The 25,966-nt window shown below is 61.5% G+C and carries 25 protein-coding genes; 17 read left to right on the forward strand and 8 right to left on the reverse strand.

Annotated features, from left to right (window positions below; genetic code table 11):
* The 10 genes from rplT (at position 1) to GRI38_RS08910 (ending at position 10,500) form a co-directional block, all read left to right on the forward strand.
* Positions 1-360: a 50S ribosomal protein L20 gene (rplT, locus tag GRI38_RS08865; protein ID WP_160682743.1), complete on the forward strand. Its 360-nt coding sequence runs from the start codon at positions 1-3 to the stop codon at positions 358-360.
* An 87-nt stretch (positions 361-447) separates the two neighbouring features.
* Positions 448-1,632: a phenylalanine--tRNA ligase subunit alpha gene (gene pheS, locus GRI38_RS08870; protein WP_160682745.1), complete on the forward strand. Its 1,185-nt coding sequence runs from the start codon at positions 448-450 to the stop codon at positions 1,630-1,632.
* Complete coding sequence (pheT, locus tag GRI38_RS08875) at positions 1,629-4,022, forward strand: phenylalanine--tRNA ligase subunit beta (protein WP_160682747.1); 2,394 nt, start codon at positions 1,629-1,631, stop codon at positions 4,020-4,022. The genes pheS and pheT overlap by 4 nt, the downstream gene beginning before the upstream one ends.
* The gene (locus tag GRI38_RS08880) at positions 4,019-4,768 is read left to right on the forward strand and encodes an SDR family NAD(P)-dependent oxidoreductase (RefSeq protein WP_160682749.1); all 750 of its coding nucleotides are present in this window, start codon (positions 4,019-4,021) and stop codon (positions 4,766-4,768) included. The genes pheT and GRI38_RS08880 overlap by 4 nt, the downstream gene beginning before the upstream one ends.
* 12 nt (positions 4,769-4,780) lie before the next feature.
* The gene (locus tag GRI38_RS08885; RefSeq protein WP_160682751.1) at positions 4,781-6,328 is read left to right on the forward strand and encodes a peptide chain release factor 3; all 1,548 of its coding nucleotides are present in this window, start codon (positions 4,781-4,783) and stop codon (positions 6,326-6,328) included.
* Between the two features lie 37 nt (positions 6,329-6,365).
* Positions 6,366-7,256 (forward strand): alpha/beta hydrolase, encoded by an 891-nt coding sequence (locus tag GRI38_RS08890; RefSeq protein ID WP_160682753.1) that lies wholly within the window; start codon positions 6,366-6,368, stop codon positions 7,254-7,256.
* A gap of 33 nt (positions 7,257-7,289) precedes the next feature.
* Complete coding sequence (locus tag GRI38_RS08895) at positions 7,290-7,847, forward strand: pyridoxamine 5'-phosphate oxidase family protein (RefSeq protein WP_160682755.1); 558 nt, start codon at positions 7,290-7,292, stop codon at positions 7,845-7,847.
* A 27-nt stretch (positions 7,848-7,874) separates the two neighbouring features.
* Entirely contained in the window at positions 7,875-8,597 is a 723-nt protein-coding gene (locus GRI38_RS08900) for an endonuclease/exonuclease/phosphatase family protein (protein ID WP_160682757.1), read from the forward strand.
* 167 nt (positions 8,598-8,764) lie between these two features.
* A complete protein-coding gene (locus GRI38_RS08905; protein ID WP_160682759.1) occupies positions 8,765-9,103 on the forward strand; it encodes a P-II family nitrogen regulator in 339 nt (112 codons plus the stop codon).
* Positions 9,100-10,500 carry an ammonium transporter family protein gene (locus GRI38_RS08910; RefSeq protein WP_237487468.1) on the forward strand — a complete coding sequence of 467 codons (1,401 nt, stop codon included), beginning with the start codon at positions 9,100-9,102 and terminating at the stop codon, positions 10,498-10,500. Before GRI38_RS08905 ends, GRI38_RS08910 begins: the two co-directional genes overlap by 4 nt.
* A 155-nt stretch (positions 10,501-10,655) precedes the next feature.
* On the opposite strand, the gene GRI38_RS08915 is transcribed toward GRI38_RS08910, so the two are convergent.
* The 4 genes from GRI38_RS08915 to GRI38_RS08930 are packed head-to-tail and all read right to left on the reverse strand — an operon-like array spanning position 10,656 to position 14,084.
* Positions 10,656-12,239, reverse strand: a complete 1,584-nt coding sequence (locus GRI38_RS08915; protein WP_160683321.1) for a GMC family oxidoreductase — start codon at positions 12,237-12,239, stop codon at positions 10,656-10,658.
* A gap of 31 nt (positions 12,240-12,270) precedes the next feature.
* Entirely contained in the window at positions 12,271-13,227 is a 957-nt protein-coding gene (locus GRI38_RS08920) for a sterol desaturase family protein (protein ID WP_160682761.1), read from the reverse strand.
* A gap of 10 nt (positions 13,228-13,237) precedes the next feature.
* Positions 13,238-13,630, reverse strand: a complete 393-nt coding sequence (locus GRI38_RS08925) for a hypothetical protein (RefSeq protein ID WP_160682763.1) — start codon at positions 13,628-13,630, stop codon at positions 13,238-13,240.
* Positions 13,631-13,643: 13 nt separating this feature from the next.
* Positions 13,644-14,084 (reverse strand): protein tyrosine phosphatase family protein, encoded by a 441-nt coding sequence (locus GRI38_RS08930; RefSeq protein WP_160682765.1) that lies wholly within the window; start codon positions 14,082-14,084, stop codon positions 13,644-13,646.
* A gap of 319 nt (positions 14,085-14,403) precedes the next feature.
* Here GRI38_RS08930 and GRI38_RS14225 point away from each other — a divergent pair, with 319 nt between their 5' ends.
* The 7 genes from GRI38_RS14225 (at position 14,404) to GRI38_RS08965 (ending at position 21,338) form a co-directional block, all read left to right on the forward strand.
* Positions 14,404-15,186, forward strand: coding sequence for a cold-shock protein (locus GRI38_RS14225; protein ID WP_160682767.1), 783 nt, complete (start codon positions 14,404-14,406; stop codon positions 15,184-15,186).
* Positions 15,187-15,359: 173 nt separating this feature from the next.
* Positions 15,360-16,553 (forward strand): aspartate aminotransferase family protein, encoded by a 1,194-nt coding sequence (locus GRI38_RS08940; protein WP_160682769.1) that lies wholly within the window; start codon positions 15,360-15,362, stop codon positions 16,551-16,553.
* A gap of 3 nt (positions 16,554-16,556) precedes the next feature.
* Entirely contained in the window at positions 16,557-17,495 is a 939-nt protein-coding gene (gene argF, locus GRI38_RS08945) for an ornithine carbamoyltransferase (protein WP_160682771.1), read from the forward strand.
* A gap of 60 nt (positions 17,496-17,555) precedes the next feature.
* Positions 17,556-18,476: an Hsp33 family molecular chaperone HslO gene (gene hslO, locus GRI38_RS08950; RefSeq protein WP_160682773.1), complete on the forward strand. Its 921-nt coding sequence runs from the start codon at positions 17,556-17,558 to the stop codon at positions 18,474-18,476.
* 67 nt (positions 18,477-18,543) lie between these two features.
* Positions 18,544-18,960, forward strand: coding sequence for a DUF3617 domain-containing protein (locus tag GRI38_RS08955; protein ID WP_237487469.1), 417 nt, complete (start codon positions 18,544-18,546; stop codon positions 18,958-18,960).
* A 54-nt stretch (positions 18,961-19,014) separates the two neighbouring features.
* A complete protein-coding gene (gene queC / locus GRI38_RS08960; protein ID WP_160682775.1) occupies positions 19,015-19,716 on the forward strand; it encodes a 7-cyano-7-deazaguanine synthase QueC in 702 nt (233 codons plus the stop codon).
* Between the two features lie 23 nt (positions 19,717-19,739).
* Positions 19,740-21,338 (forward strand): spinster family MFS transporter, encoded by a 1,599-nt coding sequence (locus tag GRI38_RS08965; protein ID WP_237487470.1) that lies wholly within the window; start codon positions 19,740-19,742, stop codon positions 21,336-21,338.
* 21 nt (positions 21,339-21,359) lie between these two features.
* Here the strand turns inward: GRI38_RS08965 and GRI38_RS08970 are convergent, their stop codons facing one another.
* The 4 genes from GRI38_RS08970 to GRI38_RS08985 form a co-directional block, all read right to left on the reverse strand.
* Positions 21,360-21,893 (reverse strand): superoxide dismutase family protein, encoded by a 534-nt coding sequence (locus GRI38_RS08970; protein ID WP_160682779.1) that lies wholly within the window; start codon positions 21,891-21,893, stop codon positions 21,360-21,362.
* Positions 21,894-21,994: 101 nt separating this feature from the next.
* Entirely contained in the window at positions 21,995-23,110 is a 1,116-nt protein-coding gene (locus GRI38_RS08975; protein WP_160682781.1) for an OmpA family protein, read from the reverse strand.
* A 185-nt stretch (positions 23,111-23,295) separates the two neighbouring features.
* Positions 23,296-23,754 carry a DUF2793 domain-containing protein gene (locus GRI38_RS08980; RefSeq protein WP_160682783.1) on the reverse strand — a complete coding sequence of 153 codons (459 nt, stop codon included), beginning with the start codon at positions 23,752-23,754 and terminating at the stop codon, positions 23,296-23,298.
* A 16-nt stretch (positions 23,755-23,770) separates the two neighbouring features.
* On the reverse strand, positions 23,771-25,957 hold the full coding sequence (locus GRI38_RS08985; RefSeq protein WP_160682785.1) for a GTA baseplate fiber-binding domain-containing protein: 2,187 nt from the start codon (positions 25,955-25,957) through the stop codon (positions 23,771-23,773).
* Positions 25,958-25,966: the final 9 nt, after the last annotated feature.

Genomic DNA, 25,966 nt, shown 5'->3' on the forward strand with positions numbered 1-25,966 from the left:
ATGCCACGCATCAAGAGAGGCGTCACCACGCGCCAGAAGCACAAGCGGTTGCTGGACCAGGCCAAGGGCTATCGCGGTCGCCGCAAGAACACCATTCGCGTTGCCCGTCAGGGCGTCGAGAAGGCCGGGCAGTACGCCTATCGCGACCGCAAGGTCAAAAAGCGCAACTTCCGCGCCCTGTGGATCCAGCGGATCAACGCAGCGGTTCGCGCCGAAGGGCTGACCTATTCGCAGTTCATGCACGGCGCGAAGCTGGCCGGCATCGAACTCGACCGGAAGGTCATGGCCGATCTCGCCATGAACGAGGGCGCAGCCTTTAAGTCGATCATCGAACAGGCAAAACAAGCGCTTCCCGCCTGAGCGATTTTCCTTTCGGATCAAAGAGAAGCGCCATCCTAGCCGGTGGCGCTTTTTCTTTGTGCGATATTTGTTTAGCAGGGCCCCGTCATGACGAACGATCTCGAAACCCGCGTGAACGAAACGGTTCAGGCCATTGCCTCGACCGACAGCATCGATGCCCTCGAAACCGTGCGGATCGAGGCGCTGGGCAAGCAGGGCTGGATCAGCCAGCTGATGAAGACGCTCGGCAAGATGACGCCCGAAGAGAGGCAGGTCGAGGGACCGCGGATCCAGGGGATCAGGACGCGTGTGACGGATGCGATCGCCGACCGTAAGGCTGCGCTGGAAGCGGCGCAGCTGGCGGAAAAGCTGGCTTCTGAGCGCTTGGACCTCACCCTGCCGGCGCCCTCTGCGCCGCGTGGCTCTGTCCACCCCGTAAGCCAGGTTATGGACGAACTGGCGGAAATCTTCGCCGATCTCGGCTTCGCGGTGAAGTCCGGGCCGGAAATCGAAGACGATTGGCACAATTTCACCGCTCTCAACATGGCGGAGACCCACCCAGCGCGCGCGATGCACGACACTTTCTACTTCCCCGGCCGGCTGTCCACAGTGACACCTAAAGGGGGGTCAACTGCACCAAGGGGTGGTTCGTCGTCGGCGACAACCGATAGCGCGCAGGCGAGCGAAGAGGGTGCGCGGATGCTTCTTCGCACCCATACTTCGCCTGTCCAGATCCGCAGCATGATGGACGAAGGAGCGCCCATCCGGATCATCGCTCCGGGTCGGGTCTATCGCTCGGACAGCGATGCGACGCATACGCCGATGTTCCATCAGATCGAGGGGCTGGTCATCGACAAGGGCATCCATCTCGGTCATCTGAAATGGACGCTCGAAACTTTCCTCAAGGCGTTTTTCGAAACGGACGACATCGTCCTGCGGTTGCGCCCGTCCTACTTTCCCTTCACCGAGCCGTCCGTCGAAGTCGATGTCGGCTTCGCGGTGAGCCAGGGCAAGCGTGTCCTCGGCGGCAGCGGCGACGAACCGGGTCACGGCTGGATGGAGCTTCTGGGCAGCGGCATGGTCAATCCGCGCGTCCTCGAATTCGCGGGCGTCGATCCCGCCGAATATCAGGGTTTTGCTTTCGGCGTCGGGGTCGACCGGCTCGCCATGCTGAAATACGGAATGGACGATCTGCGCGCTTTCTTCGACGGCGACAATCGCTGGCTGGCGCATTATGGCTTCTCGCCCTTCGACCAGCCGACCCTTTCCGCAGGCGTGGGAGCGCGAGCATGAAATTCACGCTGGAATGGCTGAAATACTTCCTTGAAACCGATGCCTCGGTCGAGGAAGTCGCGGCTGCATTGAACGCCATCGGTCACGAGGTCGAGGGGATCGAGAACCCGGCCGACCGCCTCGCCGGCTTTCGCGTGGCGAAGGTGCTGACGGCCGATAAGCACCCCGACGCCGACAAGTTGCAGGTACTGAGCGTCGATACGGGAGAAGGCGATCCGCTGACGGTGGTCTGCGGCGCGCCCAACGCCCGCGCGGGAATGAAGGGAGTGCTCGGCTTGCCGGGGGCCGTCGTTCCGGCGAACGGCATGGAGCTGAAGAAAAGCGCCATCCGCGGCGTCGAGTCCAATGGCATGATGTGCAGCGTGCGCGAGCTCGAACTGGGGGAAGAGCATGACGGCATCATCGAATTGCCCGAGGATGCACCGGTGGGAGGGGCGTTCGCGGACTACCGCGGAACCAGTCCCGTGTTCGATGTGGCGATCACGCCCAACCGCCCGGATTGCATGGGAGTGTATCCGATCGCCCGCGACCTCGCCGCTTACGGTCTCGGGACGTTGAAGCCGTTCGAGATCCGAGAGATCGACGGCGAAGGCCCCTGTCCGGTCGATGTCCGCATAGAAGACGCGGAGGGCTGCCCCGCATTCTATGGCCGCGTCATCAGGGGCGTGAAGAACGGCTCCAGCCCCGACTGGATGCAGCGTCGCATGATTGCCGCAGGGCAGCGTCCGATTTCGGCGCTGGTCGATTGCACCAATTACCTGATGCTCGCTTTCGGTCGTCCCGCCCATGTCTATGACCTTGCGAAACTGTCGGGGCCGGTGGTCGCGCGGCGCGCACGCGATGGCGAGAAGGTCGAGGCGCTGAACGAGAAGACCTACACGCTCGACGAGACGATGACCGTCATCGCCGACGACAATGGCGTGCACGACATCGCGGGCATCATGGGCAGCGAGGAATCCGGCGCAGCCGACGACACGACCGACGTGTTCCTCGAAATTGCCTATTTCGATCCGGAACGCATCGGCGTAACGGGCCGCAAGCTTGGCCTCGCTTCTGACGCGCGCACCCGGTTCGAGCGCGGGGTCGACCCGGCATTTCTCGATGACGGGCTGGCGATCCTGACCAGCCTGATCATGAAGACCTGCGGCGGCACGCCGAGCGACGTCGTTCGCGCAGGCTCTCCGCCGAGCGAGCCGAAGATCCTTCGATTCGATCCGGCATTGACCCGCAATCTCGGCGGCATTGACGTGCCGGAAGACGAGCAGCGCCGCATTCTCGAAGCGCTCGATTTCTCCGTGGCGCAGGACTGGACCGTCACGGTTCCGCTGCGCCGCCACGATGTCGAGGGACCGGCCGATCTGGTCGAGGAAGTCGTTCGTATCCACGGGCTCGACAAGGTCGAGAGCGTCGCGCTGCCGCGCGCGGAGGGCGTAGCCCGACCGACTGCGACGAGCGAACAGCTGCGCGAGCGCAGGCTGCGCCGGGCAGCCGCTGCAAGCGGTCTCGACGAGGCGATTACCTGGAGCTTCATCGCAGAAGATGCGGCCGAGCATTTCGCGAATGACGGCGAGAGCCTGTGGACGCTCGACAATCCGATCAGCGAGGACATGAAGGTCATGCGCCCCTCGCTCCTGCCCGGCCTCATTGCAGCGGCCAAGCGCAATGCGGATCGCGGCGCGGCGACCTCCCGCCTGTTCGAGATCGGGCGGCGTTATGCAAAGGCCGAAGACGGTTCGAGCGACGAGCGTCCGACGCTCGGCCTCGTGCTGGCAGGCCACCGGCAGGCGCGCGGCTGGAACAGCGGCAAGGCGCAGGGCTTCGATGCCTATGATGCCAAGGGTCTGGCAGAGACGCTACTGGCAGAAGCAGGCGCACCCGTCGACAAGCTGATGGTCATGGACGGGGCAGGCGGCCAGTTCCAACCCGGACAGGCCGCGACGCTGCGGCTCGGCCCGAAAAACGTTCTGGCTCGCTTCGGCGCGCTGCACCCTGCGACGTTGAAGGCGTTCGACATCGACGGTCCGGTCGTCGCGGCAGAGATATTCCTCGACGCGATACCGGGCGCAAAAGCTTCGAAATCCTTCGCCAAGCCGGACTATGCGCCGCCCGCCTTGCAGGCGGTAACGCGCGATTTCGCGTTTCTCGTCGATGACACGATGGCGGCGGCGGACCTCTTGCGCGCCGTACGCGGGGCCGACAAGTCCAATATCGTCGATGCGCGGATCTTCGACGTATTCGCCGGGCAAGGCGTGCCCGAAGGCAGGAAGTCCGTGGCGCTGGAAGTCGTGCTGCAGCCGGGCGAGAAAAGCTACACGGACGAGCAACTGAAGGCGATTTCGGACAAGGTGGTCGCGGCTGCGGCCAAACAGGGAGCGGAGCTGCGCGGATGAAGACGGCATTTGTAACAGGCGCGACGGCGGGGATTGGCGAAGCCACGGTAAGGGCCCTCGTTAAGAGCGGCTGGCGCTGTGTCGCGACCGGCAGGCGCAAGGAACGGCTCGATGCGCTGGTTTCGGAACTGGGCGCGGACAAGGTCCATCCGGCGGTGTTCGACGTGCGCGACGAGGCGGCGATGGACGAGGCGATCGCTTCGCTGCCCGGCGACTTTGCGAATGTCGACCTGCTGGTGAACAATGCGGGGCTCGCCCAAGGGCTTTCGCCCGCGCAGAAGGCCGATCTCGCCGACTGGCAAACGATGATCGACACCAACATCACCGCCATGGTGAAGATGACGCGCAAGCTGCTGCCCGGCCTCATCGAGCGCAAGGGAGCGATCATCGCGATCGGTTCGGTCGCGGGCAACTACGTCTATCCGGGCGGCAACGTCTATGCCGGGTCCAAGGCCTTCGCCAATCACTTCACGCTGGCCCTGCGCGCCGACCTCCACGGGACGGGCGTGCGCGTCACCAGCATCGAGCCGGGCATGGTCGAAACCGAGTTCACGGTGGTCCGCACCGGCAGCAAGGAAGCCTCGGACAAGCTTTATGCTGGCGTCAATCCGATGACGGGCGAGGACATTGCGAACGCCATCCTGTGGGTGGCCGAGCTGCCGCCGCACCTCAACATCAACCGGCTCGAACTGATGCCGGTCAACCAGGACTTCGCCGGTTTCGCCATCGCGCGCGGCGAGCAGTAATTCGGTCCCTTCATGACATCCAGTTCCGCCAATTCGCGTCGTACCTTCGCGATCATCTCCCACCCCGACGCGGGCAAGACCACGCTAACGGAAAAGCTTCTGCTGCAAGGCGGGGCGATCCATCTCGCGGGCGAGGTCAAGGCGCGCGGGGCGGCGCGGCGGACGCGCAGCGACTGGATGAAGATCGAGCAGCAGCGCGGCATTTCGGTCACGTCCTCGGTGATGACCTTCGAGAAGACGTATGACGGCGAGACGATCACCTTCAACCTGCTCGACACGCCGGGGCACGAGGATTTTTCCGAGGACACCTATCGCACACTGACGGCGGTCGATTCGGCGATCATGGTGATCGATGCGGCCAAGGGTATCGAGCCGCAGACGCGCAAACTGTTCGAGGTATGCCGGCTGCGCTCGGTTCCGATTATCACCTTCGTCAACAAGGTGGACCGGGAGGGGCGCCCCGTCTTCGAACTGCTCGACGAGATTGCGGACATGCTGGCACTCGACGTCAGCCCGCAAATGTATCCTGTCGGCATGGGCGGCCAGTTCGAAGGGGTGCTCGATTTCGCGACCGGCGCGATCGCCCGGCCCGAAGGCCCCTCGAAGGAGTTTCTCGGCAAGCGGGACGCGGATGCGGAGTTGCCCGAAGCCTTTGCCGAGGAAGCGGAACTCGCGCAGATCGGCTATCCCGAATTCGACCTGGAGGCTTATCGCAATGGCGATCTGACGCCGGTCTATTTCGGCAGCGCGTTGAAGAATTTCGGAGTGACCGAACTGATCGACGCCATCGCCCGCCACGCGCCCCCGCCCCGCCCGCAGCCTGCCGGAGAGGATAGCATCGCGCCGGAACGCGACGAGGTGACCGGCTTCATCTTCAAGGTTCAGGCGAACATGGACCCCAATCACCGCGACCGCATCGCCTTCATGCGGCAGGTGTCGGGCACGTTCAAACGCGGCATGAAGCTGACCCCGTCGGGGCTGGGCAAGCCGATCGCCGTCCACTCCCCCATCCTCTTCTTCGCGCAGGACCGCGAGATCGCGGACACGGCAGAGCCGGGCGATATCATCGGCATCCCCAACCACGGCACCCTGCGCGTCGGCGATACGCTGAGCGAAAAGAACGAGGTGCGCTTTACCGGCCTGCCAGACTTCGCGCCGGAAATCCTGCGCCGCGTCCAGCTCGTCGATCCGACCAAGACGAAGCAGCTGAGGAAGGCGCTCGACGACCTGTCCGAAGAGGGGGTCATCCAGGTCTTCTACCCCGAGATCGGCGGGCAGTGGATCGTCGGCGTGGTCGGACAACTTCAGCTCGAAGTGCTGATTTCCCGGCTCTCTGCCGAATACAAGGTGGAGGCCCGGCTCGAACCCGCGCCGTTCGCGACGGCGCGCTGGCTGGCTGGACCGGCGGCGAAGCTCGACGAGTTCGAGAACTTCAACCGGGCCAATCTCGCGCGGGACCGCGACGGCAACCTCGTCTTCATGGCGAAGAGCGGCTGGGATGTGAACTACCAGCAGGAAAAGAACCCGGAAATCCAGTTTAGCGCGACGAAGGAACGCTGATCTTGCACCCTGTCGCACGAGGAGGCATCAGGCGCCCATGAGCAGCCAGTTTCCCGGACCCACATCGCAGAGTTTCATATCGCAGCGCCTGCGCCTGCACTATGTCGACTGGGGCAAGTATGACGAGAACGGCAAGGCGAAGCCGCCCCTCGTGCTCGTTCACGGCGGGCGCGATCACGCGCGCAGCTGGGACTGGGTAGCCGAGCAATTGCGCGACGACTGGCATGTCGTGGCGATGGATCACCGCGGTCACGGCGACAGCGAATGGGTCAGCGACGGCAATTACTCGAGCGGCGACATGGTCTACGATCTCGCGCAATTCGTCCATCAGCTCGACGTCGGGCCGGTCACCATCGTCGCCCATTCGATGGGTGGAAACGTCGCCTTGCGCTATGCCGGGACTTTCCCGGACATGGTGGAAAAGCTGGTGGCGATCGAAGGACTGGGACCGTCGCCGAAGCGGCACGAGGAGATGCGCGCCACGCCCTATCCCGAACGGATGGCGGAGTGGATCGAGAAGAAGCGCGCGGCCTCCGGGCGCACGCCGCGCAAATACGCCTCGATCGAGGATGCCTATGCCCGCATGATCGAAGAGAACAGCTATCTGACCGAACGGCAGGCGCGCCACCTGACCATCCACGGGGTCAACAAGAACGAGGACGGCACCTATAGCTGGAAGTTCGACCCGCACCTCAATGTCTGGCATGTCGAGGACGTCGCCGACGAGTTCATCCAGCAGACTTGGAACGCGATAAGCTGCCCCACCCTGTTGCTCTATGGCGCGGAGAGCTGGGCGAGCAATCCCGAGGGAGACGGGCGGCTGGACCATTTCAGGACCGCACGGGTCATCGAGTTCGAGAATGCGGGTCACTGGCTTCATCACGATCAATTCGATCGTTTCATGGCGACCTTGCACGATTTCCTGTAAACGCCGGCCGTCCAATATTGGAAGGAGGGCGATATGGCGGATTTTTCGGATACGCTCGGCGAAGATCATGTCGCGATGATCGAGAAGCAGCCGATCTTTTTCGTCGCGACGGCAGCACCCGATGCACGGATCAATCTTTCGCCGAAGGGGCTGGAGAACACGTTCAAGGTGCTTTCGCCCGAAAGGGTCGCCTATCTCGATCTCGGCGGCTCGGGTAACGAGACCAATGCCCACCTGCTCGCCGACGGGCGCATTACCGTCATGTTCTGCAATTTCCAGCAGCCGGCCCTGATCCTCAGAATCTATGGCAGGGGACGCCCCGTCTTGCCGCAGGACAGCGACTGGCACGAACTGGCAGCGCACTTTAAGCTGCTACCCGGCACGCGGCAGATTTTCGATATAAGGGTCGAAAGCGTGCAGACCAGTTGCGGCTGGGGCGTGCCGGTCATGGAACTCGATCGCGAACGCGCGACTTTAATCAAGTATCATGCTCAAGCCGATCCTGACCAATGGGCCGCCAAGATGGCCAAGCGAACAAGCAGCATCGACGGCCTGCCTGCGCGTCCGACCGATCGTTATATCGCCGGCTAATTCGCACCTCGATCGGGCGGCGAACCGATGCAGTTGAGCGTCGCGACCTACAACATCCACAAGGGGGTCGGGCGCGATGGTCGTTGCGACCCTGACCGGATCATCGCGGTCCTGCGCGAAGTCAATGCCGACGTCATTGCCTTGCAGGAAGCAGACGAGCGGTTCGGCAGCCGCACGGGCATCCTGCCGCGGGCCTTGCTCGACGATACGCAGTGGCGCGTCGTCCCGGTCGCGAAACGACCGCAAAGTATCGGGTGGCATGGCAATACGATCCTTGCGCGCAAGGACGTAACGGTCGTGTCCTCGCGGCCGCTCGATCTGCCGACGCTGGAGCCACGCGGCGCGGTGGTCGCGGTGCTAGAGCGCGAAGGGCAACGCTTCGCAATCGCCGGAGCGCATCTGTGCCTGTCCGGGTTGCGGCGGCGCGCTCAGATCAAGGCGTTGCTCGGCCATATCGAGCATGACTGCGGCGGACACGAAATGCCCGCGCTGCTGACCGGCGACTTCAACCAGTGGGGCTTGCGCAGCGGCGCGATGAGGGTGTTTCGCGAGGCGTGGGGTCGCGACTGGCAGATGATCGCCCCGGGGCCGACCTTTCCGAGCAATCGCGCCATCGCGCGGCTCGACCGGATCGTGGCGAGCAGCGAGTGGACCGTCGATGCTTCGAAGGTGCACCACAGTTCGCTCGCCGCAATGGCGTCCGACCATTTGCCACTCAAAGCAGAGTTGTCGGTCAGTACTCGTGCCTAAGTTGAAGGCAGTCGTCTAAAAATTAGGCAACTCGTCCAAAGTTCTTGCTATTTGTTTAACGCAATGGCGCGCTTTCTGCTGCTCCTGCGAACTGGCACGCTTGTTGCTCCTGCTCGGGACGGGGTCTTGCGACGGCAAGGCGGTCAAGGAAGAGAAGGGGCAGGTCTTTGAAATATATCATCGCCATCATCAAACCGTTCAAGCTGGACGAAGTGCGTGAAGCGCTCGGTCCGCTGGGCGTGGCCGGCATGACGGTCTCGGAAGTGAAGGGGTTCGGTCGCCAGAAGGGGCAGACGGAAATCTATCGCGGGGCGGAATACAGCACCAACATGCTGCCTAAGGTGAAGCTGGAAATCGCCGCCACCGACGATCTCGCTCCGAAGATCATCGAATCGATTCAGGAAATCGCGAGCACCGACACGATCGGCGACGGAAAAATCTTCGTCCTCGACCTCGCTTCCGCAACGCGCATCCGCACCGGCGAAACCGGGGAGACGGCACTATGACCGAGGGCAAATTCATGACCACACGCACGCTTTGCACCGCAGCCCTGACCGCGGGCCTTGCATTCTGCTTCTCCTCCGCCGGGCTGGCTCAGGAAGCCACCGAGCTTGCCGAAGTCGCGACCGAAGTGGCGGCGGTCAATCCCAACGCTGCAGAAGCGGCGGCCGATGCCGTCGGGGGCGGCACGGGCTACATTCTCAACACGCTGCTGTTCCTCATCGGCGGTTTCCTCGTGATGTGGATGGCCGCCGGCTTCGCGATGCTTGAGGCGGGTCTCGTCCGATCCAAGAATGTCAGCGTGCAGAGCCTCAAGAATGTCGGGCTCTATTCAATTGCCGGCCTGATGTTCTGGTTCGTTGGTTATCAGATCGCGTATCCAGGTGATTTCAACGGGTATTTCGGGTCGGCCGGGATCATGTATCCGATGCAGGAGGTCGGCGGAGCCGATCTCGATACGGGCTATTCGGTCGCATCCGACTGGTTCTTCCAGATGGTGTTCTGCGCCACGACCGCTTCGATCGTGTCGGGCACCATCGCAGAGCGCACGAAGATCGTTCCGTTCTTCATCTTTACCGCAATACTCACCGGCCTGATCTATCCGATTATCGTCAGCTGGGAGTGGGGCGCAGGCTGGCTCGACGCCATGGGCTTTTCTGACTTTGCAGGTTCGACTCTGGTTCACTCTACCGGCGGCTGGGCGGCATTGATGGGCGCGCTCATCATCGGACCGCGCTTGGGTCGCTACGGTAAAGACGGCAAGATGACTGTTTTCCCGGGATCGAGCATCCCGCTCGCGACGCTGGGTACGTTCATCCTGTGGCTCGGCTGGTTCGGCTTCAACGGCGCATCGCAGCTCGCCATGGGAACGGTTGGCGACGTCAGCGACGTCTCGAAGATCTTCGTCAACACTAATATGGCAGCCTGCGCCGGCGTGGTCGTTGCCATCATCCTGACGCAGCTGCGCTACAAAAAAGCCGACACGACGATGGCGCTGAACGGCGCGCTTGCCGGCCTCGTCTCGATCACGGCAGAACCGCTAACCCCGAATGTCGGTATGGCGATCATCATCGGGGGAATTGGCGGTGCGATCGTAGTCTTCGCAGTTCCGCTACTCGACAAGCTGAAGATCGATGACGTGGTTGGCGCCATTCCGGTGCACCTGTTCGCCGGTATCTGGGGTACGCTTGCCGTTCCGCTGACCAATGGCGAAGTACCGTTCGGCGCCCAGATCACGGGTGTCATCGCGACCGGCGTCGTCGTCAGCATCCTTAGTGGTATCGTCTGGTTCATCCTGAAAGCGGTAATGGGCCTGCGTCCTTCCGCAGAGGAAGAGCTTGCCGGCCTCGACATCAGCGAAACCGGCATCGAAGCCTATCCGGAGTTCACCCGGACAACCTGATTACCCGAATTGGCGGGGTGGATAGCATCCTCTCCCAAACACCGCGATCGGCCCCGCCAACCGATGTTCCTCCTGCGAACATGACTTGAGACGGGTCGGAGCCTAACCAGCTCCGGCCCCTTTTTTGTCTTCGCTATGTAAGGCAGGAAGCGGGGTCAGCGCGCCTTGATGAAATCGGCGCAGCGTTCGCCGATCATGATGCTCGGCGCATTCGTATTGCCGCTCACGACCTGCGGCATGATGCTCGCATCGGCGATCCACAGGCCTTCGACACCGCGCACCTTCAATTGCGGATCGACCACGCTGTCCTCGTCCGCGCCCATGCGGCACGATCCGACCGGGTGATAGACCGTGTCGGCGCGCGAGCGAATGAGATCGTCGAGCGCCGCATCGTCATCGAGGTCGACAGGATAGCGATCGGTCGGGCCGTAAGCGGACAGAGCCGGCGCTTGGACGATCCGGTGCGACAGACGCACACCTGCCCGCAACACCGCCATGTCGCGCTCGTCATCGAGGAAATTGGGATCGATGCGCGGTGCATCGATCGCCTCGCCACTGTTGAGCGTCACGGTGCCGCGGCTTTCCGGGCGCAGGACGCAGGCATGAAGCGAGAAGCCGTGTCCCTTCACCTTTTCCCGTCCGTGATCTTCCAGCATGGCAGGAACCCAGTGCCATTGGACATCCGGTGCGGGCGCGTCGTCCATCACTTTCCAGAAACCGCCAGCCTCCGCATAGGGCGTCGTCATCATGCCGGTGCGCTTGCGCCGGTGTTCGATCACGGCCTTGAGCGAGCGCAGCGTACCTTCCCTGCTGTCGCCGAAGGGCACGTTGGACTGCGTTTCCCAACTCGACACGTAGTCGATGTGATCGTGCAGGTTCTGACCGACTTCCTTGCGATCGAGCCGGACCTCGATGCCGTGTGCGCGCAGATGCTCGGCGGGGCCGATCCCCGACAGCATCAGGATTTGCGGAGAGTTGAAGGCACCCGCGGCCAGGATGACGCCGTGCCGTGCGACGATGGTCTTGCGCTTGCGGCCTTCGCGCACGGCGACGCCCGTCGCGCGCCCGTTTTCAAGGATGATGCGTTCGACCAGCGTCTTGGTCTTGATGTGGAAATTGTCCGCCCCGCGCATCGGCTCGACATAGGCACGCGCGGCGGACCAGCGCTCGCCATTGTGCTGCGTCACCTGATAAAAGCCGAAGCCGGCCTGCTCCTCGGCATTGAAATCATCGCGCACGGGAAGCTGAAGCTGCGAGGCGCTTTCGACGAAGGCGCGCGAGGCCTCGTTCACATGATGCTGATCGGACACGAACAGGGGCCCGTTCGCGCCGTGATATTCGCTGGCACCGCGCTCATTGCCTTCGGATTTTTTGAAATAGGGAAGCACGTCGTGATAGGACCAGCCGGTACAGCCCATCGCCGCCCAATTGTCGTAATCCCACCGGTTGCCGCGAATGTAGATCATTGCATTGATTGCGGAGGAGCCGCCGAGGCCCCGGCCGCGCGGTTGATAGCCGGTCCTGCCGTTCAGCCCCTTTTGCGGGACTGTCTCGTAGCGATAGTTCGATGCGCCGGTGATGAAGGGCATAAGGCCCGGCGTCTTGACGAAGAGATTGTCGTTGCGCCCGCCGGCCTCGAGGACGCAGACCGTTCGCTTTCCGTCCTCGGCAAGTCGCCCGGCGACGGCGCTGCCACCGCTTCCGCCGCCAATCACGATATAGTCGAACTGCTCGCTCATCTGTCTCTCCCGGATGCCTTTTTCGGTCACCCTATGCGCGTTCGGTCCTTCCCGCAATTAAGTTGTCCGATGAAACGGTTTCCGGCTTTTCTGTTTCCTTGCGACGCTCTTCCCATGCGGCGCGGATCGTCGCACTCGTCGACCGGCTTCCGTCATGGCTCCAGCCGGGCTCCCGGAACATATAGGAGAGTTTATGCCGCCACGGCGCGCGCCGCACGTCGCGCGCGATGCCGATCCATTCGTGGAAGACGGACCAGAGGAGATTGAAGGTGCCGAGTTGCGTGACGATGCCATAGCGGATGCGTTCGTCGTCGCGCTCCGCTTCGAACGTGCCGAACAGCTTGTCCCAAACGATGAAAACGCCGGCATAGTTGCGGTCGAGATAGCGCGGATTGGTCGCGTGATGGACGCGGTGATGGCTCGGCGTATTCATGACCGCCTCGAACCAGCGCGGCATCCGGCGCACCGCTTCGGTGTGGATCCAGAACTGGTAGATGAGGTTGAGCCCGCCGACGAAGAGAATCATCAGAGGGTGAAAACCGAGTAGGACGAGGGGGAGGCGGAACGCGAAACTGATTGCGAAGAAGCCCGTCCAGGTCTGACGAAGCGCGGTCGACAGGTTGTAGTGCTGGCTCGAATGATGGTTGACGTGGGACGCCCAGAACCAGCGCACCCTGTGGGCCGTCCGGTGAAACCAATAATAAGCGAGGTCGTCGAGGACGAAACACGCTACCCAGATCCACCAATATTGCGGAAGAGCGAAGGGAATATCGAACAACCGGTACTCCCATGCCGCAAGAAACAGGGCGAGAATCGCGCCGCCGAAGACGAGGCCGGCCACCGTGCTGCCGAGACCCAGCGCAAGGCTTGTAAAGGTATCGCGGGGTTCGTAGGCGTGGCGGTTGCGCCGATAGGCCCACATCATTTCTGCTACGATCAGCAGGACGAACACCGGAATGGCGTATTGGACGGGCGAGAAGTCGGGCATGACGCCTGCCTTATAGCTGCTCGATCCGCTGCGCCCAAGCGTCCGCCGCCGCGCCGATGTCGAGGGTGGTCGCTCCGAACCGCCTATCTGAAACTGAGACGGTCAGGTGACCGCCTTCGCAACGGGCATTTGCCGCTTTGTCGAGCACCCGGGCGGCGTGGTGCGTCCCGTGCTTTCGCAGGAGCATGATCCGGCCATCGTCGTCTTCGAGCAAGGCTGCCATTCCGCCACGGTCGAGCACGACATTCTTTGCCTGGAAACCACCGATGGCTTCCTCAGCAAGCCGGCGCGCCTCCTCTTCGCTTTCTAATCGATCCTCGCCGCCCAAACGCAGATAACGGGCGAAAGCGAACAGTGCGAGGATCGCAGCAAGCGAAAGTCCGACCTGTATCGCTTGCTGCATGGTCGGGTGCTCGTCAGCGGCTCGCGCGTTCGTGCAAGGCTTCGAGGGTGCTGCGGATCGGTCCGACGTCGTAGCCAGCCTGACGGGCAGCGGCGGCTATTTCCTCGACATCGCGCCCGTTCGCCGCCTCTGCCAGAGCCCAAAGGAGAGTCGAACGCGTACCGGATCGACAATAGGCGAGGACGGTTCCGTCCGCCTGATCGAGCGCGACTCGCATGGCGTCGATATCGTTCGCCGAGAAGCCTGCATGTCCGATCGGAATGGCAACGTAGTTGAGGCCGAGCTCGCTCGCTTTTGCTGCAATCTCGTCGCCCGGCACCTGATCCGGCGATTCGCCGTCCGGACGATTATTGACGATGAGGGTGACGCCGCGATCGCGTGCTTCGGCCAGATCGTCCGGTTCGATCTGCGGACTGACGAGTACGTCGTCCGTCAGTCTCCTGAAAGAAGTCATTCGTCGCGTTCCTCTTTGCGCTTTAATGTCAGCCATTTCGCCGAAAGCGGCGTAGCTAGGTTTTCCGCGACCCGTATGCGCATTCTCCGCTCGTATCGCAATATACGCGACGTCGTCTGTTCTGTCCGCTCTTGTCCGTCCCACGACCATGGAAAGGAATATTTGTTAAAATATTCGCGCTAGGCTTCGTTCTGGGTTATAGATATGCGTAAGTCGGCGACATGTGGAATTTTCCGAGGTCGCCGTATGCTGACAGGTTGGCCGCTGGCCTGTTCGCATGACGTTGTTACGAGCGGCGCGACAAGGTACGAATTTTATTATGGGTTACGACAAAGGACGTCGTCGGGGTCGGGACAAGCGCGACAATATCGGTGAAGAGGGTTTCGATCCCTTCGGTGGAGGCCAAGGCTTTTCCCCGCCGCGCGATTACGGAAACGACCGGGGCGGCGATCGCTTCGGCGGTGGCGATCGTTTCGGCGGTGGCGATCGTTTCGGCGGCGGTGATCGCGGCGGCGGCGGTGGCTTCCGCGGCGGCGGTGGTGGCGGTGGTTTCCGCGGCGGCGGCGGCGGTGGCGGCGGTAATCGCATGCCTGCACAGGTCGTCGGAACCGGCAAGGGAACCGTCAAGTTCTTCAACGCCCAGAAGGGTTTTGGCTTCATCCAGCAAGATGGTGGTGGCGAGGACGTCTTCGTCCATATCTCCGCTGTCGAGCGTGCTGGCCTCGAAGGGCTTGCTGAAGGCCAGGAACTCGAGTTCAATCTCGTCGATCGTGGCGGCAAGACGTCCGCGCAGGATCTTCAGATCGTCGGCGACGTCATCGAGGCTCCGGCCCGTGGCGGCGGCGCTGGTGGCGGCGGTGGTGCGCCGCAACGCGAGCTGACCGGCGAACGCGCGACGGGTACCGTGAAGTTCTTCAATTCGATGAAGGGTTTCGGCTTCCTCGTCCGCGACGACGGGCAGCCCGATGCTTTCGTGCATATCAGCGCGGTGGAACGTTCCGGCCTTTCCGGTCTGAACGAAGGCGAACGTTACGAGTTCGACATCGAAGCCGATCGTCGCGGCAAGCATTCGGCCGTCAATCTGGTGCCAGCGCAAAGCTGAACCGTTAGGCAACGGCAGGCCCTCGAGCCTTCCATTGCCTTGAAGACCGAAATTCAATAAGACACGCAAATGGCGGCCTTGACGGGTCGCCATTTGTCGTTTCAGCAACCTGCCATGCAGCCTTTCGCGATTGGTCCGTCAGCGTAGGCGCACTACAATTTCGAGGAAGCATTATGTCGATCACGCCGCTCATGCCCGTCTATCCGCGGTGCGACGTGCGCCCGGTACGAGGCGACAACTGCCATCTGATCGACGAGAACGGCACGCGCTATCTGGATTTCGCCAGCGGCATCGCGGTGAACCTGCTCGGTCACTCGCACCCCGCTCTCATCGGCGCGATCCAGCGGCAGGCGGAAACGCTGATGCACGTCTCGAACCTTTACGGTAGTCCGCAGGGCGAAGCGCTGGCGCAAAAGCTGGTCGACAACACGTTCGCCGACACGGTCTTCTTCTCCAATTCCGGTGCGGAAGCCGTCGAGACCGCTATCAAGACAGCGCGCGCCTATCACCAGAACCACGAAGACGGCGACAAGAACCGTCACGACATCATAACGTTCACGAATGCCTTTCACGGGCGCACGATGGCGACAATCAGTGCGTCTAATCAGGCGAAGATGCACCAGGGTTTTCTGCCCCTGCTCGAAGGCTTCCAGTATTGTGAATTCGACGATCTGGAGGCGGCGGAAAAGCTGATCGGACCGACGACCGCAGGGTTCCTCGTCGAGCCGATCCAGGGCGAAGGAGGTATCCGCCCTGCAAGCCAGGAGTTCATGAGCGGGCTTCGCGCGCTTGCCGACCAGCATGGGTTGATGCTGATCCTCGACGAAGTTCAGTGCGGGGTAGCCCGAACGGGCAAGCTCTATGCGCACGAACTATACGGGATCGAACCGGACATCATGGCCTCGGCCAAGGGTATCGGCGGCGGATTCCCGCTCGGAGCATGCCTCGCAACCGAAAAGGCCGCGCGGGGTATGACGTTCGGCACCCATGGCTCGACCTATGGCGGCAATCCGCTCGCAATGGCGGCGGGAATGGCGGTGATGGAAACGGTCGCGAATGACGAGTTTCTCGCATCCGTCCGGGAGAAGGGCGAGCGGATCAGATCGCGGCTCGAACAGTTCATCGGCAATTACCCCGACCTGTTCGACTTCGTGCGAGGGTCCGGATTGATGCTCGGCCTGCGGATGAAGGTCGAAAGCCGTCCGTTCTTCGTGCATCTGCGTGACAACCACCAATTGCTGACCGTGGCCGCAGGGGATCAGACAATTCGCATTCTGCCGCCGCTCGTCATTGGCGATGCCGAAATCGACGAATTCTTCGACAAGCTTTCAGCCGGTGCTGCAAGCTACGACATTCCGGAGAACTGAGCGGTGAAGGCGCGCCATTTTCTCGACCTGTCGGACGCAGGGGGCAACGCAATTGCGGCAATGCTCGCCGACGCGCTGGATCGAAAAGCGGCGCGTACCGGGCGACCGAGGGGGGCCTCCGATGATGATGTGCCGCTTGCCGGGCATGTTCTCGGGGCAATCTTTGAGAAGAGTTCGACCCGTACCCGCGTCAGCTTCGACATTGCCATGCGCCAGCTCGGCGGCTCGGCCATGGTCATGGATGGCGGCACGATGCAGCTCGGGCGGGGGGAGAGCATCGCCGATACCGCGCGTGTCCTGTCTCGCATGGTAGATGCGATCATGATCCGGACCGACGCCCATGACAAGGCTGTCGGACTTGCGGAACACTCGTCGATTCCGGTCGTGAACGGCCTGACGGATCGGTCGCATCCGTGCCAGATCGTAGCCGATCTGCTCACGATCATCGAAGAGGGGAAGGCCTTACCCGGTCTCGAAGTTGCCTGGTTCGGAGACGGCAACAACGTCCTTCATTCCATCATCGAGGCAGCGGGGTTGATGAAGTTCAACGTTCGCGTCGCTGTGCCCGAGGGTTACGAGCCGGAAGAAGGGTTCGTTTCCGCGGCGCGGACAAGTGGCGCCCAGATAACGATAACGCAGGATGTTGCGGAAGCATCGCGCGGAGCAGACGTCATTGTGACCGACACCTGGATCTCGATGGGCCAGTCGGACGCGGATGAAAAGCGCAAGGCCATGGAGCCCTTTCGGGTGGATGACCGGATCATGGGCGAGGCGAAGGACGATGCGATCTTCCTTCATTGCCTGCCGGCTCATGTCGGAGATGAAGTTAGCGACAGCGTGTTCGAAGGTCCCCGATCACGGGTGTTCCAACAGGCGGAAAATCGCATCCACGCGCAGAAGTCGATTCTGCTCTGGTGCTTCGGGCTAATTGACGCAACCTAGGCGACAGGGCGGACGTGCCGCCATCTTACAATGCCGTCGCTCGTTCCCATATCGCGAGCGATGAAGAAAGAACCGGAAACCTTCTCCGACAAGCTCCTCGGCTTTTCGGTGCCGTCTCGTGATGCCCGCGGGCGTCTCGTTCGCCTGGACCGCGTAGTGAACGAAATCCTGAGCGCACATGATTATCCGCCATCTGTCGCGCATCTTCTCGCCGAGGCATTGGTGCTCGTCTCGCTCATGGGGGCCTTGCTGAAAGGCGAAGGTTCGCAACTGACGATGCAGGCGCAAACCAAGAGCGGCCCAATCAGCCTGCTCGTGTGCGATTACAAGGACGGCGCGATCCGCGGATATGTCGATTTCGATAGGGAAGCGGTGGCCAAACTAGGCTCCAGTCCGGCACTCGGCGCATTGTTCGGGGAAGGGTTTCTGGCGCTGACTTTCGATGTCGCCGAGGAAGTCCGGCAACAGGGCATCGGAACCGACGGCAGCAATCGCTATCAAGGGATTGTGCCCCTCGAAGGCGACAGCCTGACCGATGCTTGTCAGGCTTACTTCGCGCAGTCGGAGCAAGTCCCGACGCTGATGCGCGTCGCGATTTCAGGCGGCGGCACGGGGTACCGCGCCGCAGGGTTGCTGGTGCAGCATCTGCCCGACGGCGAAGTCGGGCGGGAACGGCTTCATGTCCGACACGACCATCCGCAATGGGAGCATATCGCGGTGATGGCCGGTTCGACGAGGCATGAAGAATTGCTCGACGGCTCGCTGTCGCTGGAGGCGATTGTGTGGCGCCTGTTCCATGAAGAGGAAGAGGTTCGCGTCCTGCCCGGCGCTCAAGTCCTTCAAGGCTGCAGGTGCTCGATAGAACATTACGAGCGCATTCTATCGAAGTTTTCCGAAACGGATCGACAGGAAATGCGGGACGAAAATGGCAACATACTCGTCGATTGCGCATTCTGTTCGAAACAGTTTGCTATCGCCTGACGAGCTAAGACGTCGTTCATCGAATTATTTTACGCTTTCATGCGCATGGTCGTGTAAGGACAAACTTATGAAGAATTCAGGAAAGCTCTGCGTTCTTGCCGGTGTGGTGGCCATGGGTGGCGGCGCTGTTGCGGCCTTTCCTGCTGTCGCACAATCGGCCAGTAGCCTCGCTGTGCTGGATCGGCTCACAACCGGTCAGTGGGAAGTGCGGGAACGCGGTAGCGGAACCAAACGCCAGATTTGCGTTCGGAGCGGATACGAACTCATCCAGCTTCGCCATCGCGGGGCTCAATGCTCGCGCCATGTGGTGGAGAACGGCACGAACGAGGTGACGATCCAGTACACCTGCCGTGGAAACGGATATGGACGGACGCATGTTCGACGCGAAACGGGCGAACTGGTCCAGATCGAAAGTCAGGGAATAGCCGACGGCCAGCCGTTCGAATTCTCGGCGGAAGCACGCCGGACCGGTAGCTGCCGCTAATCGACAACCGCTGTATTGCCCATCGCTGCGGGAGCGCTTAGCAGCCCTTTGGTAATGGACAGCGAACAGAACCCTTCGATGCGCAAGCGAGCGGTCGTCCTTCTTTCGGGCGGGCTCGATTCGATGGTAACGGCGGCGATCGCGAAGGAACGGGGTTTCGAAGTTCTCGCGCTTACGATCAATTACGGGCAGCGGCATTCCCGAGAGTTGGATTACGCAAAGGCTTTGGCAGAACGGCTTGCGGTCGAGCGCCATGTCGTCCTGGAGCTTGATCTCCGGCAGTTTGGCGGGTCTTCCCTTACATCCGACATGCCCGTTTCGAAGGACGGCGTGGGCGAGGCCATCCCGACGACTTACGTACCTGCTCGAAATCTCGTTTTTCTGTCCCTTACGACGGCGTTTGCCGAAGCAAGCGAAGCGAACGATATCTTCATCGGGGTGAATGCGCTGGATTATTCGGGCTATCCCGATTGCCGCCCTGAGTTCATCGATAGCTTCGTGGAGACCGCCAGGCTCGCGACAAAAGCGGGCAGTGAGGGAAATCATTTCCATGTCCATGCGCCACTACAAGATAAGAGCAAGGCGGACATCGCGCGCGAGGCGGATCGATTGGCGCTCGACCCTGCGTGGAGTTGGTCCTGCTACGACCCGACAGCAAGCGGAAAAGCGTGCGGAACATGCGATTCCTGCCGCTTGCGCCGAAAGGGCTTTTCCGATGCTGGCCTTGTCGATACGACCGAATACGAAGTCGGCTGAACGACTGCGACGGGGAGGGTACTTTGGTAGAGAACGAGAAGGTCCAAAGAGCGACGGGTCAGGACGCGGTCCCGACCTACAGCTGGTACGCTCTTGGCGTCCTGGTCCTCGTTTACATGCTGAATTTCATCGATCGACAGATCCTGTCGATCTTGGCGAACGACATCAAGGCCGATCTCGGTCTCACAGATGCCGATCTCGGCTTTCTTTACGGGACCGCCTTTGCCGTATTCTATGCACTTTTCGGTATCCCCCTAGGGCGATTGGCGGATAGCTGGCATCGAGTAAGGCTTATGACGATCGGGTTGACGCTGTGGTCGGCCATGACGGCTCTGTCGGGCTTCGCACGTAATGGTGCGACCTTGACCATTGCGCGGATCGGCGTCGGCGTCGGTGAAGCGACTGCGAGTCCGTCAGCCTACTCGCTCATATCGGACTATTTTCCTGCCCGGCTCCGAGCTACTGCACTCGCGATTTACTCCTCCGGTCTGTACATCGGGGGCGGCCTATCGCTTCTGATCGGCGCGCTCGTGGTCGAGCAATGGAACGCTGCCTATCCGGGCGGCGGGCCGCTCAATCTCGTGGGTTGGCAAGCAGCGTTTCTCGTCGTCGGTATCCCCGGCATACTCTTGGCAATTTGGGTCGTCAGTTTGCGCGAGCCGGTACGGGGCGCTCTTGAAGGCAAGCCGACGCCGCCTGACCCGGCACCGTTCAAGGGTTTCTTTGCGGAAATGCTTACGGTCATACCGCCATTCACGCTCATCGGCGCGGCGAAACGCGGCAGCGCTGCACTTTTGATAAATCTGGCCGTTGCCGCCGTTTCGTTGTTCGTGGCGTATGTCCTGACCATCGTTCTTGGAACGGGATCAGGGGTCATCTCCACCATCTCTAATGAATGGCTGTTTCTGGCGGTGGGATATTACGCAGTTTTCTGCTGGGCTGCCTCGCTTCGTCATCGCGATCTTCCGGCGTTCAAACTGATCTGGGGTTCTCCTGCGTTTCTGGCCACGGTGGTCGGCTATTCGGCCGTGGCCTTCATGTCGTATGCCACATCCTACTGGGCGGCACCATTTGCCGAGCGTGTCTTCGAAGTGCCCAAGAGCGAGCTCGGGTTCTTGATCGGAGCACCGGCAGCTGTAGCAGGCTTCCTGGGTGTCATTCTGGGAGGCCGTGTTGCGGACTACTTGCAGGAACGGTTCGAAAGCGGGCGGGTCTGGATCGTCCTGTTCGGGCTGCTTGCACCGGTCGTTCCGATGATCCTTGCGTTCACTGCGGAAAGCTCGGCAGTTTTCTACATCTTCGCGTTTGTCGCGCAATTTTGCGGTTCGTCCGCGCTCGGCGGCGCTGGAGCGATTACCCAAACGCTCGTCCTGCCCCGAATGCGCGCAACGGCGACTGCGACCTTCTTCCTCGGTACGACGTTGATTGGATTGGCGCTCGGTCCGTATCTCGCGGGATACGTATCGTCACAGACCGGGGACGACCTCGGGACCGGCGTCCTCGCAACCTTCGTGATTATTCCAATCGGGCTGATCGCGTTGCTCTACGCGATCAAGTCCGTTCCGGAAGCTTTGCGGACTGTGGAAGCGCGCGCAGCCGAGGCGGGTGAGCGCGCTTCCTGAACAGCGAGGCCAGGCACAGCTTCAGTTGAGCGGGCCGAACACCCCGCAAAGTACGCGGGATCCTGCATCGCCTGCTGGGTCGGTGCGATAATCGTCCGCGCCGGCATGTACGATGACCGCCGTTCCGTCTGCATCAAATATGTCGGCTAGTATGCCGTCGCGTGAACCGACGAGAACCGCTTCTGCGTTAGCTCGCCCGTCAGCGCCTACGTTCAGGTTGGGCAGATCCCCCAAATGGGGTCCGTCCGGCGAATAGATACCATGCGACTTATCCGTCGGGTTAAGATGCCCGCCGGCGCTCGTGAAATCGGGGCGCGTGCATTGGCCCGACTGGTGCAAATGAAAGCCGTGCTGCCCTTCTGATAGCCCAGTGGCCTCGATCGATACGTAGATCGAAGAACCCTCAGATAAAAGCGTGGCCGTTCCGGCAGCCGTTCCGTCTGCCGAGATCAGCGGAGCGCTCGAGATCATTTCGCGTTCTCCGCCGTAGGTCGTGGCGCAGGCTGCGAGCGCGAAGGTTCCGGCGGCAATAGGGAGGAGCTTTGCAATACGCATGGTTCTCTCTTTCTGTCTGATTTTTCTGTCCATGCGCAAAACAACGAAAAAGGGGCCGGATTGCTCCGACCCCTTTCCGATTACTTTGAAAGTAAACTGACTTAGTTGCCCGAACCCGGACCGTAGGTGACTTCCACCCGGCGGTTCTGAAGTTCGCGAACACCGTCGGCCGTCGGTACACGAAGCTGGTTTTCACCAAATGCTTCGCTGGTAATCCGACCGGTCGGGACGCCGCGGGACGTGAGATAGTCACGAACCGACGCGTTACGACGCTCAGCAAGACCCTGGTTGTAAGCTGCCGTACCCGACGTATCGGTGTGACCGGCAAGCATGACCGAAGCCATACCGCAATCAGCGTAAGCCGAAACCGCGCTGTCGAGAATGGTCGCTGCGTCCGAGGTTATTTCGGATTCGTCCCAGTTGAAGAAGACGATGTACGGACCCTGCTCGCAGACCTGAGCCGGCGGGGCCGGAGGTGCCGGCGGCGGCGGAGGCGGCGGCGGGGGCGGCGGAGGCGGCGGCGGGGGCGGCGGGGGCGGAGGTGCCTCGCCACCGAAGTTGAACGTCAGCGTACCCAGAATGGAGTGTGTACGCAGCGAGTCTTCGATGTCTGCACCGAGGCCGTTTACCACGCCTACGTCTTCTGCAGTGAACAGCCGATACCGCAGACCGACGTCGATGCTGTCGGTCAGAGGAGCGCGAACGCCGGCAAGAACCTGCCATGCAAAGCCGGTGTCGGAATCGTCGATGGCAGTTGCCGTCTGATCGATCGTACCGTCGAAACCGACACGCGCAACGCCGACACCACCGCCGACGAAGCCCTGAATGCCGTCGTCGTCACCGAAGTCGAGGAGGCCGTTCAGCATGAAGCTCAATGCATCCGTCGTGCCGTTAGCAGGATAGCTACCCGTTACCGTCCGGCCAACACCGGTCGGAATGCCGACCTGAGGCGACGTAATGGTGTCGACATCAGCAGCGCGATAGCTTGCTTCGGCTTCCAGACGGAAAGCGCCGAAGTCGTAGCCGACGAGGCCACCGAAATCGTAGCCGTAATCGTGGTCGAGGCTGTAGGCATCAACACCGCCAGCGTCGAAATCGACATCTTCGACGAGCATGACGCCGCCTTCGACTTCGACGTACCATTGGCCGTCGCGAGCGAGGGCTGGCGATGCAAGGGCCGTAGAGGCCATCGCCAATCCTATGACGAGATTCCGCATTCTATTAATCCCCTTATTATGAATATCTACCACCGAGAGGCCGCTATCTATCCTTTCGGACCCTTGGTGGCAAGCTGGCAAAAGCGGGAACTGTTGCTTTTATGCCGCAATGATAACGGCATAGCGTGTTCCTTCTCCTACCAAGCTCTGCACCCCACAACGTCGATTATTTGGGCCAGTTCCGTTCAGACCCGAGAAAATAATCCAATCGAAGAAAGCTGCTCAAGAAGCTCGGCGATCGCCGCACGTGCCTCAAGATCCACAGTCGTGCCTCCATCCGGCGCTTGCGGCTTTTCCGCAACGATCCAGCCGCTTCGGTAATGGACGAATTGATCGAGCGATCGATCGAAGGCAATCATTCCGTCGCGCGGCTGGAAGAACAGCCAACTGCCCGCCGCGCTATGAGCTATCGAACCATCGCGGCCTGACCATTCGGCAACCGCCCCGCTCGCAACGATCCAACTTTCGCCATCAGCGGGCGAAGGCGGGGGAGAAGCGATGCTTCCCTCGACAACGGGGTGAAGCAGCGCATCGATCCGTGAAAACGCTTCGTTCACGAAAAGCTCTTTCTGAGCTTGCGCGGGGTAAAGAAAAGGAAGCTCGAACCTGGCTGAGGACGAGTTGAGCGAAATCGGTTCTGTCATGGCTTGTCTTTCGTTCTCACTGGGGAAGGTGGTCAAGCAAGAGCGGGTCGGACTGACCATGCGACCCGATTAGCCGAACCCAGATTGAAGCGCCAGGAGACTCGGACTGATACTGCGCAACGGTCTTCGCCGCGAGCTCCAGCAATGGAGTCTTTGTCGTCAGCAAGGCAACGGGCGAGCCGATCGCACCGATGCCGACGAGGTAGATTTCGGTTTCCTCGATCAGCGGAACATCTGCTGCATCCGTCCATCGCCACGCTCCGCGCGCTCGTCTGGTCCATTCGAGCCGCCAGTTGCCTTCGACCGATACCGCTTTGCGCGCATGGACGGGGCTTGGCGGCTTCAGACTTGATCCGGCAGTCTCTACTGCCGCGAACACCGGTTGCTCGTCTGCCCTGCCGATCGCGGCATAGGTTTCGGTCGAGACGACCGGAACCAATGACTGCTCGAGTTTCGTCAGCCGTTCGTCGATGGTGGTCACAGCGGCCGACGATGCGTGCCCGGCGGCGGCGGCAACCTCAGTCCCTCCGCGCCCCCGCAACAGTCCCTTCAGTTCCCAGCGGCCCTCGCCAAGCGGCTTTGCCGTCGCGTATTGAATGATTTCGCCTCCCACGAGAATGCGGTTCGCGCCGGATACCAGACCACTGACATCGGTCGAAGGAAGCTCCATGCGCCGATCGATCATTTCGATTACGCAGGTTGCTTCTGCTTCGAAGAGTAAGGCAGGCGATCCGGAAAGCGGCGTGACAAGTTCGCCGAGGCCTGCTCGACGGGGCTGGCTTGCTCCGACATGTACGAGCTGACCGGACTGAACGGCATAGAGGGCTGCGCCGGACCACGCTCCCGCCGGGGCGCCAACGGCGGCGTAAATGTTCGCTCCAGCGGTTTCGGATGGTCCTTGGGGCGGCAGTTCGAAGACGCGCAGGACAGTCTGCTGCGCAGCAAGGTCGGGAGCTTGCCAGACCGTTCCGCTATCGGCTTCGAATATCTCGGATTCTTCCGGAAAATACCGTGTCATTTCCAGTTCGACGCCGCCTTCACGCCATTCCCAGCTTCGCACGAGCCAAAGCCCCGGTTGCCCCGGTGCCCGCACGATTGCGCCCGGCACGATGGCTGGGTCAATCTCGGCGCAGCGCCATGTCAGGGTGTCCGCCTGGCGCGATGCCCGTTCGGCCGCCGCTTCAGCGAGCGAACGCGCGTCGTTCGAACTCAATGCGCCCGGAAATTCGATTATGCGACCGATCGTCGTATCGGCCCGACCTTCGACCCGCTGCAAACCCGGTTGATAGTCGCGCCCCGTATCGTAGTAACGAAGGCCGTGGAATGCGGTCTTTTGTCCGTCGTTTCGACCACGCGACTGGCCGTCCTGTGTTCCGAAGTCGCCACCGTCCCATGCTGCGGGTTCGGCGAGCGATGTAGCGAAGGCGCCGTTACCGAGTGTTCTCAGCGCCATGCCTTTCCCGTCGATCTCAGGAATAAGAGGCAAGACCGTATCGATCGCAGAAAGGTTCTGCGCGATCGTGCCGCTTTCATGACTATAGCCGCCGAGATTTGCGAACGTCGCATTGCCTGCTGCAAAGCTTTCTGCAGGATCGAGCAGTCCTTTCACAACATGACGCGCATCTTCGCCGTCGATCTCGAATGACAAGGTCGGAATACGGTTGCCGAACTGCGAGAGATCGAGATCCTCGAAGACGACGTAGGCGCGGTGACGATACGCAGGTGACCCATTTTCAATTGCGGCGTCAAGCAGAGGATCGACTGATTGGTCACCCCAGCCCGAATAAAACCGCATGGCGCCCGGTGCCTTCAGGTCGCCGGCCGCACCCCTCAGCAGGTTGCCATCAGCCCATATCCTGCCGATAGCTGCGACCGGTCGGCTCGACAGGGCGACCGCGAATGAAGCGCTGTAGCTGTAAGTCGTCGCCGCGGGCTGGCCCTTCCCGCCTCCTTGTTCTTCACTGTTTTCCTTAAGATCGCTCGCCCAGATGATCGTTCCGGGTACGCGTATCTTACCGAAATGCCGGGCGATCGGCTGACCGTAGGCCGACGTTGTTAGCGCAAGGTCACGCAAGCGCGGGCCTTCGCCCGACGAGCCGCCGAACAGTTCACCATCGATCTTGCTGCCGGCAAAAGCGCCAAGCGCGCCGCCAAGCGGTCCGCCGAGCAGGCTCCCGACAGTACCGAGGACCAGAGTAGCCATCGTTTCGTG

Origin of the sequence: Parapontixanthobacter aurantiacus, from assembly GCF_009827635.1 — a bacterium.
GTDB classification, from domain to species: Bacteria; Pseudomonadota; Alphaproteobacteria; order Sphingomonadales; family Sphingomonadaceae; genus Parapontixanthobacter; species Parapontixanthobacter aurantiacus.

Excerpts from the sequence above, each read along its gene's own strand:
- rplT (WP_160682743.1), top strand. The coding sequence starts at position 1 with ATGCCACGCATCAAGAGAGGCGTCACCACGCGCCAGAAGCACAAGCGG.
- pheS (WP_160682745.1), top strand. The coding sequence starts at position 448 with ATGACGAACGATCTCGAAACCCGCGTGAACGAAACGGTTCAGGCCATT.
- pheT (WP_160682747.1), top strand. The coding sequence starts at position 1,629 with ATGAAATTCACGCTGGAATGGCTGAAATACTTCCTTGAAACCGATGCC.
- GRI38_RS08880 (WP_160682749.1), top strand. The coding sequence starts at position 4,019 with ATGAAGACGGCATTTGTAACAGGCGCGACGGCGGGGATTGGCGAAGCC.
- GRI38_RS08885 (WP_160682751.1), top strand. The coding sequence starts at position 4,781 with ATGACATCCAGTTCCGCCAATTCGCGTCGTACCTTCGCGATCATCTCC.
- GRI38_RS08890 (WP_160682753.1), top strand. The coding sequence starts at position 6,366 with ATGAGCAGCCAGTTTCCCGGACCCACATCGCAGAGTTTCATATCGCAG.
- GRI38_RS08895 (WP_160682755.1), top strand. The coding sequence starts at position 7,290 with ATGGCGGATTTTTCGGATACGCTCGGCGAAGATCATGTCGCGATGATC.
- GRI38_RS08900 (WP_160682757.1), top strand. The coding sequence starts at position 7,875 with ATGCAGTTGAGCGTCGCGACCTACAACATCCACAAGGGGGTCGGGCGC.
- GRI38_RS08910 (WP_237487468.1), top strand. The coding sequence starts at position 9,100 with ATGACCGAGGGCAAATTCATGACCACACGCACGCTTTGCACCGCAGCC.
- GRI38_RS08915 (WP_160683321.1), bottom strand. The coding sequence starts at position 12,239 with ATGAGCGAGCAGTTCGACTATATCGTGATTGGCGGCGGAAGCGGTGGC.
- GRI38_RS08920 (WP_160682761.1), bottom strand. The coding sequence starts at position 13,227 with ATGCCCGACTTCTCGCCCGTCCAATACGCCATTCCGGTGTTCGTCCTG.
- GRI38_RS08925 (WP_160682763.1), bottom strand. The coding sequence starts at position 13,630 with ATGCAGCAAGCGATACAGGTCGGACTTTCGCTTGCTGCGATCCTCGCA.
- GRI38_RS08930 (WP_160682765.1), bottom strand. The coding sequence starts at position 14,084 with ATGACTTCTTTCAGGAGACTGACGGACGACGTACTCGTCAGTCCGCAG.
- GRI38_RS14225 (WP_160682767.1), top strand. The coding sequence starts at position 14,404 with ATGGGTTACGACAAAGGACGTCGTCGGGGTCGGGACAAGCGCGACAAT.
- GRI38_RS08940 (WP_160682769.1), top strand. The coding sequence starts at position 15,360 with ATGTCGATCACGCCGCTCATGCCCGTCTATCCGCGGTGCGACGTGCGC.
- hslO (WP_160682773.1), top strand. The coding sequence starts at position 17,556 with ATGAAGAAAGAACCGGAAACCTTCTCCGACAAGCTCCTCGGCTTTTCG.
- GRI38_RS08955 (WP_237487469.1), top strand. The coding sequence starts at position 18,544 with ATGAAGAATTCAGGAAAGCTCTGCGTTCTTGCCGGTGTGGTGGCCATG.
- queC (WP_160682775.1), top strand. The coding sequence starts at position 19,015 with ATGGACAGCGAACAGAACCCTTCGATGCGCAAGCGAGCGGTCGTCCTT.
- GRI38_RS08970 (WP_160682779.1), bottom strand. The coding sequence starts at position 21,893 with ATGCGTATTGCAAAGCTCCTCCCTATTGCCGCCGGAACCTTCGCGCTC.
- GRI38_RS08975 (WP_160682781.1), bottom strand. The coding sequence starts at position 23,110 with ATGCGGAATCTCGTCATAGGATTGGCGATGGCCTCTACGGCCCTTGCA.
- GRI38_RS08980 (WP_160682783.1), bottom strand. The coding sequence starts at position 23,754 with ATGACAGAACCGATTTCGCTCAACTCGTCCTCAGCCAGGTTCGAGCTT.
- GRI38_RS08985 (WP_160682785.1), bottom strand. The coding sequence starts at position 25,957 with ATGGCTACTCTGGTCCTCGGTACTGTCGGGAGCCTGCTCGGCGGACCG.